At 38.6% G+C, this 570-nt stretch carries 1 protein-coding gene; it reads right to left on the bottom strand.

The annotated features are described in order from the left end of the window. On the bottom strand, positions 1-385 hold a 385-nt coding region (locus DXB15_RS10470), incomplete at its 3' end, for an RNA-guided endonuclease InsQ/TnpB family protein (RefSeq protein WP_147589965.1). Positions 386-570: the final 185 nt, after the last annotated feature.

Consider the following 570-nt stretch of genomic DNA (forward strand, 5'->3'; position numbering starts at 1 on the left):
TCCACGTAAGTTTCGGCAGTTTTATCCGGTAATCTTCTACCTGAATATTTCCATTTACCCGGTTCGTCGTATAACTTTTTCTGCTTCTGTGTTTTGACTTGAATTTTGGGAAACCACTTTTCGGATCCCTGAAAAAATTTTTATATGCTTTTTCCAAATGCAGCTGCACATTTGCAAGTGCCAGAGCATCCACTTCTTTCAAAAACGGATATTCTTTTTTATACATCGCCGGTGTATTCCGCAGCATCTTTTTCGAGACTTCATATTCCCGTATCTTATCGCTCAGCATCTGGTTATACAGAAAACGGCAGCTACCAAAGGTCTTTGCAAGCAGGTTTTTCTGCTCTCTGGTTGGATATATCCGAAAACGATATGCCATGTTCATCGCTTTTTCTCCCCCTGTGTTTCAATATAGCTGCGAATAACCTCAATCGGTGTCGACTGATTGTATTATACCATATTTCTCATTACAGAACAAGCGTTCTGTTTTGCTTTTTATATTTATTTTTGCAATTCATCTCCCACCTGTAGAGGAAGGAGAATTCTTGCTATAATTTGTTAAAAAGGTTC

This window comes from Roseburia sp. OM02-15, assembly GCF_003481835.1.
Taxonomy (GTDB): domain Bacteria; phylum Bacillota; class Clostridia; order Lachnospirales; family Lachnospiraceae; genus Eubacterium_I; species Eubacterium_I ramulus_A.